The sequence below is a fragment of the Nonomuraea sp. NPDC001684 genome (assembly GCF_053596515.1).
Genome location: NZ_JBSFGJ010000474.1, coordinates 1 through 6,803 on the forward strand (window position 1 = coordinate 1; position 6,803 = coordinate 6,803).

Consider the following 6,803-nt stretch of genomic DNA (forward strand, 5'->3'; position numbering starts at 1 on the left):
CCGGATCACCCCGATCGCCTACACGCCGGGCGCGCTCATGATCAGGCAGCAGGGGCTGATCGCCACCCTCATCGACCTGTTCGAGCTGTCGTGGCACCGCGTCGGTGGCCGCGGCGGCGGCCAGGGCCACGGCGGTCAGCACCATGAGCGCCGCCGCGCCGGCCAGGCACCACCACGTGGACCGGACCGACCACAACTTGTCCCACTCGGCCCGTGCCGCCTGCCACAACGCCGCCGTCACGCGCCCGCCTCCGTCGTCCCGTACTCCACGCTGCTCTCCGTCAGCTCCTGATAGGCCTGCTCCAGGGACGCCTCCCGGGTGCGCAGGCCGTGCAGCCTGATCCCGGCCTCGTAGGCCAGGTCGCCCACCCGCTCGACGGGCGCGCCGGTGGCGACGACCTCGTTCTCGGCGACGCGCTCGGCGGCGATCCCGGCGGCGCGCAGGCGTCCGGCCAGCTCCCCGGCGTGCGGGGTGCGGGCCAGCACGGCCGTCAGCGAGCTGCGCCCGATGACCTCGGCCAGGGGCGCGTCGGCGATCAGCCGGCCCTTGCCGATCACCACCAGGTGGTCGGCCGTGAGCTGCATCTCGCTCATCAGATGGCTGGAGACGAACACCGTGCGGCCCTCCGCGGCCAGCGACCGCATGAGCCGGCGCACCCACCGCACGCCGTCGGGGTCGAGCCCGTTGACGGGCTCGTCGAACAGCAGCACCGCCGGGTCGCCGAGCAGCGCGGCGGCGATGCCGAGCCGCTGGCTCATGCCGAGCGAGAGCGCCCCGGCCCGGCGGTTCGCCGCGCCGGCCATGCCGACGCTCTCCAGCACCTCGGCCACCCGCCGCACGGGGATGCCGTTGCTGCGGGCCAGCGCGGTCAGGTGCGCCCGGCCGCTGCGCCCGGGGTGCAGCGCCCGCGCGTCGAGCAGCGCGCCGACCGTCCGCAGCGGGTTCCTGATCCGGTGGTACGGCACGCCGCCGACCAGCGCCGTGCCCGCCGAGGGCCGGTCGAGCCCGAGGACGAGCCGCATCGTGGTGGACTTCCCCGCGCCGTTGGGACCGAGGAACCCGGTCACCGCGCCGGGTCTGAGCTCCAGCGACAGGTCGTGCACCGCCGTCCGGTCGCCGTACCGCTTGGTCAAACCCTTCAGACTGATCACGAGGGTCAACGCTAGGCAGCCGGGGGACGGGCCACCATGGGGTCCGGCCGCCGACCTCGATGGCGGAAAACCGGAACAGACCAGGTCGCGACGCCGTCCGGCCGGGGCGAGCGCGCCCAAACAAGACGGTGCCGTTGCCCCGCGTTGACGCGCGGCTCACTACGGTTGCCGAGCATGACCGAAGACAAGAGCCGGAACCGGCGGCGGATCAGCATCGACGAAGTGGGCCTGGAGAAGCGCAGGTCCGCGATCCAGGCGCTCATGGAGCAGCCGCCGTCACCGGCGTCCGAGCAGGTGGGCGTCTTCGCCGAGGCGAACGCGCCGGGCGCGGCACAGGGCGACCTCGGCTGAGCCCGCCCGGCGCGGCCCCGGGTTCGGCAAAGCGGCGGCGCGGCGCGCCGCCGCTCCCGGGTCCGGGATGTCACGCTCGCCGGGAACGAGGAGTACCGCCATGAGCAAAGCCGCCCAAGGGCCCGAGCCGCATCCTCTCCTGGTCAAGCTGCTCCAGGAGGGTTTCCCGGACACCATGACGTTCTGGGGCTACGTGGGCCCGCCGTACCAGGACGGATGCGTCACGCTGTATCCCAGCCTGGAGGATCTGAACTCGGCCCTCGACATCCCGCTGAGCGACGTCCTGCACATCGAGGACGTGCCCCAGGACATCCTGCTCTTCGGCGCGAAGGTGTTGTGGGTACGCCGGGACGCCAAGGTCGTCCGCCGGCAGGCCGGCACGGCGGAGGCGTCGCTGACCTCGGAGGCCGCCGAGGACGCCGGGGAGATCCGGACGGGCCGGCTGCACCTGCGGGTCAAGACCGAGCGCGCCGACTGCCACAGCCCCTGCATGACCTGCCGCGACTGCAGCAGCGTGTGCCTCTCGTCCTGCCGCAGGAAGTCGTCGCCGGAGTAGGGGACCGCCATGATCACCGACACCCCGCTCGCCGCGCTCGACCACCAGGCGCCCTACCTGCTCGAACGGCTCGTCAAGGAGCGCGTCGCCGCGACGGAGGAGGAGGCCGGGGAGCTGTTCGCCGAGGCGAAGAAGTACCTGGTGCTCACGCAGGTCGACCGGTCGCGGATCTGGACGATGCACTCGACGCGCGTCGACGACGCCTGGCATCACTTCATCCTCTTCACCGGCCTGTACACCGAGTTCTGCCGCACCTACTTCGGCCGGTACGTCCACCACAGCCCGAGCAACGACCCCGGCACGCCGGACGAGCCCGCCGAGGAGACCCCGGCGGGCACGTTCGCCGAGTTCCGCGACCGCTACGAGGAGCTCTTCGGCTGCCCGCTCCCCGACGTCTGGTACGACCATCGCACCGTCACGCTGACCCGCCGCGTGGTGAACGAGCGCGCCGGGCTGCTCACCACCCGCCGCGACGGGAACCAGGTCGAGTTGCTCTCCCCGTCGGGCGAACCGCTGGTGGCCGCCAACATGATCGCCTCGCCCGCGCTGGAGTTCGTGGCCCGCACCGGCGCCTTCTACGTGCGGGAGCTGCCCGGCGGCCTGACCGGGGAGGAGCGGGTCGCCCTGGCCGAGGTGCTGGTCGAGCAGCGGATCCTCAAGGTGAGCGGCTAGCGGCGGCGTGACCTACGCCTCCCTGCGGGCGGGGCGGGGGCCCAACGCGCTGGTCGTCGAGGCGCTGGGCGTGCTCGGCGGCGTCCGCGGGCGGGCGCTGGACCTCGGCGCGGGCCCGCTCAACGACACCCGCTTCCTGCTGGAGCTGGGCTTCTCGGTCGAGGCCGTGGACACCGACCCCTGCACCCTCGCGCTGGCGGCGGCCTGGCGGCACCCGCGGCTGCGGGTCGTGCACGCCGACGTCCGGGACGTGCCGATCGCGGCGGGGGCCTACTCGTTCATGGTCGCGATCCACGTCCTGCCCTTCCTGCCCGAGGCCGACGTCCGCCGGGTGGCGGCCGCGATGGCCGGCGGCCTGGCCGCGGGCGGCGTGCTGTGCTGCACGTTCTTCGGTCCGGAGGACGCCTGGGCGGGGCGGCCGGGGCGCACGTTCCTGCGCGCCCCCGAGGCCGGCGCGCTGTTCCCCCGGCTGGAGCCGGTCGTCCTGCGCGAGGACCGCTACGACGGCGTCGACGCCAGGGACGAGCCCAAGCGCTGGCACGTGGTGCGCTGCGTCTTCCGCAGGCCCGCTGCCCCCGGCACAGGTGGCGCCGCCGGGTCAGCCTGACGTCGCGAGGGTCAGGAAGCCCTCCTCGACCAGGCGGCGTACCAGGGCGAGGCCGTACTCCCCCGGCAGGCCGGCCGCGGTGAAGGGCTCGCCGTCCGCCATGCGCAGGACGGCCGCCTCGTGCCGGGCCGGGAGGCTGAGCCGTTTGCCGTGGAAGGCGAGGACCAGCGTGCCGGCGTCCCGTCTGCTCTCCCAGCGCAGGCCGGGGCGGAGCCGGACGGCGGTGCCGGCGTCGAGGCCGGCCAGGCCCGTGAGGTCGAGCAGATGGCCGCCCAGCCGGTCGCCCTCGGCGAGCAACGCCATGTCCACCGCGTCGTCGGCCAGCCTCTCGGGGGTGAGGACGGTCATCAGGCGGGCGGTCAGCTCCCGGATGCGCTCGCGTGTGGCGGCCCGGCCGCCGCTCGTACGGGCGAAGCCGATGGGCAGCGGCTCCTGGCAGCCGGGGTCGGCGGAGACGGCCGCCTCGCACCCGGCCAGCAGCACGTCGGCCCAGGTCAAGGGATGGACGCCGACGCTCAGGTGCAGGGACGCGCCCTGCGCCGAGGCGGCCTCGTGCGGCAGGCCGCGCGGCAGGTAGAGCAGGTCCCCTTCGCACAGGTCGAACTCGTGGCGGGCGTCCTCGTGGATCCGCCAGCGTTTGGTCCCGGCCACCTGCAGCACGAACACGTCGTGGGAATCGCGGTGGACGCCGAAGCCGCGCGACCGCGGCGGGGTGAGGTAGGCGTTGACCCGGCACTCCGCGCTGAACTCGCCCGCCAGCCGCCGGCACAGCTCCCGCAGCGGCGGCCACCGTTCGTGCACCGAGGGCATGATCAGGGTCGAGCCGTCGCGGTAGCGGGCGTAGAGGTCCTCCAGCCCGGCCGCGCCGCCGTCGGCGTGGCCGTCGCGGACCACGCGCACGGCCCCGGAGTGCAGGCCGGAGCCGGACAGCAGCTCGTCGAGGCGGGCCAGCGAGAACAGCTCGCGGTAGTGGCCGGGCGACCGCCTGCGCAGCAGGAGATGCCGCCGCCCCTGGTGGTCCCGCAGGAACTCCTCGCGGGACACCGGGCCGAGCAGCCAGTCGGTGGCGGGCGTGACGTCCGCGCCGTCCCGCTCGTCGATCATCATCTCCGGTCCGTACCCGTGGCGTCCGCGCGCCACGCCCCGGGCCGCGCGGCGGCGGCCCGGGGGGTGGGCCGGGGGCCCGGGAGCGGCCCGGGGGCCGGGGGCCCGGTCAGTCGGTGCCGAGCTCCATCGCGGCGCGGTCGAGCAGCTCGTCGTCCTCGGAGACCTCGCCGCGGGAGGCGATGGCCTCCGCGCCGCCCTGCGGCATCGCGCCGATGAGGCCGGTCGAGGCCGCCTGGGCGGCGCCGATGAGCGCCGGGTGGGTGGTGCCGACCATGCCGAGCGTGGCGTACTGCTCCAGCTTGGCGCGCGAGTCGGCGATGTCCAGGTTGCGCATGGTGAGCTGGCCGATGCGGTCGACCGGGCCGAACGCGGAGTCCTCGGTGCGCTCCATCGACAGCTTGTCGGGGTGGTAGCTGAAGGCCGGGCCGGTGGTGTCGAGGATCGAGTAGTCCTCGCCACGGCGCAGCCTCAGGGTGACCTCGCCGGTGACCGCCGTGCCGACCCAGCGCTGCAGCGACTCGCGCAGCATGAGCGCCTGCGGGTCGAGCCAGCGGCCCTCGTACATGAGCCGGCCGAGCCGCCGGCCCTCGTTGTGGTACGTGGCCAGGGTGTCCTCGTTGTGGATGGCGTTGACCAGGCGCTCGTAGGCGGCGTGCAGCAGCGCCATGCCGGGGGCCTCGTAGATGCCGCGGCTCTTGGCCTCGATGATGCGGTTCTCGATCTGGTCGGACATGCCCAGGCCGTGCCGACCGCCGATCGCGTTGGCCTCCATGACCAGGTCGACCGGGGAGCCGAACTCCTTGCCGTTGATCGTGACCGGGCGGCCCTGGTCGAAGCCGATGGTGACGTCCTCGGGGAGGACCTCGACCTCGGGATCCCAGAAGCGCACGCCCATGATCGGCTCGACGGTCTCGATGCCGGTGTCGAGGTGTTCGAGGGTCTTGGCCTCGTGGGTGGCGCCCCAGATGTTGGCGTCGGTCGAGTACGCCTTCTCGGTGCTGTCGCGGTAGGGCAGCCCGTGGGCGAGCAGCCACTCCGACATCTCCTTGCGCCCGCCGAGCTCGGAGACGAAGTCCGCGTCGAGCCAGGGCTTGTAGATGCGCAGGTGGGGGTTGGCCAGCAGGCCGTAGCGGTAGAACCGCTCGATGTCGTTGCCCTTGAACGTGGAGCCGTCGCCCCAGATCTGCACCTCGTCCTCGAGCATGGCCCGCACCAGCAGGGTCCCGGTGACGGCGCGGCCGAGCGGCGTGGTGTTGAAGTAGGCCCGGCCGCCCGAGCGGATGTGGAACGCGCCGCAGGTGAGCGCGGCCAGGCCCTCCTCGACCAGCGCGGCGCGGCAGTCGACCAGGCGCGCGAGCTCGGCCCCGTAGGCCAGCGCGCGGCTGGGCACCGAGGCGATGTCGGGCTCGTCGTACTGGCCGATGTCGGCGGTGTAGGTGCACGGGACGGCGCCCTTGTCGCGCATCCACGCGACGGCCACCGAGGTGTCGAGACCGCCGGAGAAGGCGATGCCGACCCGCTCGCCGGTGGGCAGGGAGGTGAGAACCTTGGACATAGAAGAAGATTATGCATTGCAACGCATGTTCATGCAAAGCCAGCGTCTTTTCCGGGTGCGGGCCGGGATCTCCGGCGGAGGGTGGACAACCGGGCGGGGACGTGATCTGACGGAGGAAGGACCGCCGACGATCACGAACAGGAGCACCGGGACATGAGCGACAAGCCGCGCCTGCACTCAGCCGGCCCCACCCACCTGGACCGCGCCCGCGACCTGCGCCCGCTGATCGAGAGCGAGGCGGCCGAGGCCGAGGCGCTGGGCAGGCTGACCGAGCCCGTCGTGGCCGCCCTGCACGAGGCCGGGCTGTTCGGCGTCTGGCTGCCCGCCCCGCTGGGCGGCTCGGAGTTGTCGCCGTCGGAGCTGCTCGCCCTCTTCGAGGAGCTGACCTACGCCGACGCCTCGACCGGCTGGGTGGTCATGGCCACCACCCTGGAGAACGGCACGGCGGGCGCCTATCTGGGCGACGACGCCGTCGAGCACATCTTCGGCGGCCCCCGCACGCCGCTGTTCGCGGGCCAGGGCACCCGGCCGGGCACCGCCGTGCGCGAGGACGGCGGCTTCCGGCTGACCGGCCGCTGGAGCTTCGCCTCGGCCATGCCGCACGCCCGGTACGTGCACAGCCTGGGCGTCGTCGAGGGCACCGGCGAGGAGCGCATCTTCATCACCCCGGTCGAGGACTCCGAACTGCTCGGCAACTGGGACGTCCTGGGCCTGCGCGCCACCGGCAGCCTCGACTACGCCATCGACGGCGTCTTCGTGCCGGAGTCGCGCACGCACCTGTTCGCGCAGCGGGAGCCGCTGCG

The 6,803-nt window shown here is 73.5% G+C and carries 8 protein-coding genes and 1 pseudogene; 5 read left to right on the forward strand and 4 right to left on the reverse strand.

The window, feature by feature from the left end:
• A pseudogene (locus tag ACWCSD_RS44225) lies at positions 1 to 241 on the reverse strand (hypothetical protein); the annotation flags it as partial.
• Complete coding sequence (locus ACWCSD_RS44230; RefSeq protein ID WP_397156241.1) at positions 238 to 1,152, reverse strand: ATP-binding cassette domain-containing protein; 915 nt, start codon at positions 1,150 to 1,152, stop codon at positions 238 to 240. The gene ACWCSD_RS44230 and the pseudogene ACWCSD_RS44225, both read right to left, overlap by 4 nt.
• A gap of 174 nt (positions 1,153 to 1,326) precedes the next feature.
• Here ACWCSD_RS44230 and ACWCSD_RS44235 point away from each other — a divergent pair, with 174 nt between their 5' ends.
• The 4 genes from ACWCSD_RS44235 (at position 1,327) to ACWCSD_RS44250 (ending at position 3,338) form a co-directional block, all read left to right on the forward strand.
• Positions 1,327 to 1,503, forward strand: coding sequence for a hypothetical protein (locus ACWCSD_RS44235; protein ID WP_358286146.1), 177 nt, complete (start codon positions 1,327 to 1,329; stop codon positions 1,501 to 1,503).
• 100 nt (positions 1,504 to 1,603) lie between these two features.
• The gene (locus tag ACWCSD_RS44240; RefSeq protein ID WP_449924283.1) at positions 1,604 to 2,059 is read left to right on the forward strand and encodes a hypothetical protein; all 456 of its coding nucleotides are present in this window, start codon (positions 1,604 to 1,606) and stop codon (positions 2,057 to 2,059) included.
• Positions 2,060 to 2,068: 9 nt separating this feature from the next.
• Positions 2,069 to 2,731, forward strand: coding sequence for a glycine-rich domain-containing protein (locus ACWCSD_RS44245; protein ID WP_397156237.1), 663 nt, complete (start codon positions 2,069 to 2,071; stop codon positions 2,729 to 2,731).
• A 7-nt stretch (positions 2,732 to 2,738) separates the two neighbouring features.
• Entirely contained in the window at positions 2,739 to 3,338 is a 600-nt protein-coding gene (locus ACWCSD_RS44250; protein WP_449924286.1) for a class I SAM-dependent methyltransferase, read from the forward strand.
• Here ACWCSD_RS44250 and ACWCSD_RS44255 read toward each other — a convergent pair.
• Entirely contained in the window at positions 3,330 to 4,445 is a 1,116-nt protein-coding gene (locus ACWCSD_RS44255; RefSeq protein WP_449924289.1) for a cupin domain-containing protein, read from the reverse strand. The genes ACWCSD_RS44250 and ACWCSD_RS44255 overlap by 9 nt on opposite strands.
• Before the next feature lie 106 nt (positions 4,446 to 4,551).
• Positions 4,552 to 6,000 carry an argininosuccinate synthase gene (argG, locus tag ACWCSD_RS44260; RefSeq protein ID WP_352351275.1) on the reverse strand — a complete coding sequence of 483 codons (1,449 nt, stop codon included), beginning with the start codon at positions 5,998 to 6,000 and terminating at the stop codon, positions 4,552 to 4,554.
• A gap of 153 nt (positions 6,001 to 6,153) precedes the next feature.
• Here argG and ACWCSD_RS44265 point away from each other — a divergent pair.
• On the forward strand, positions 6,154 to 6,803 hold a 650-nt coding region (locus ACWCSD_RS44265), incomplete at its 3' end, for an acyl-CoA dehydrogenase family protein (RefSeq protein WP_449924293.1).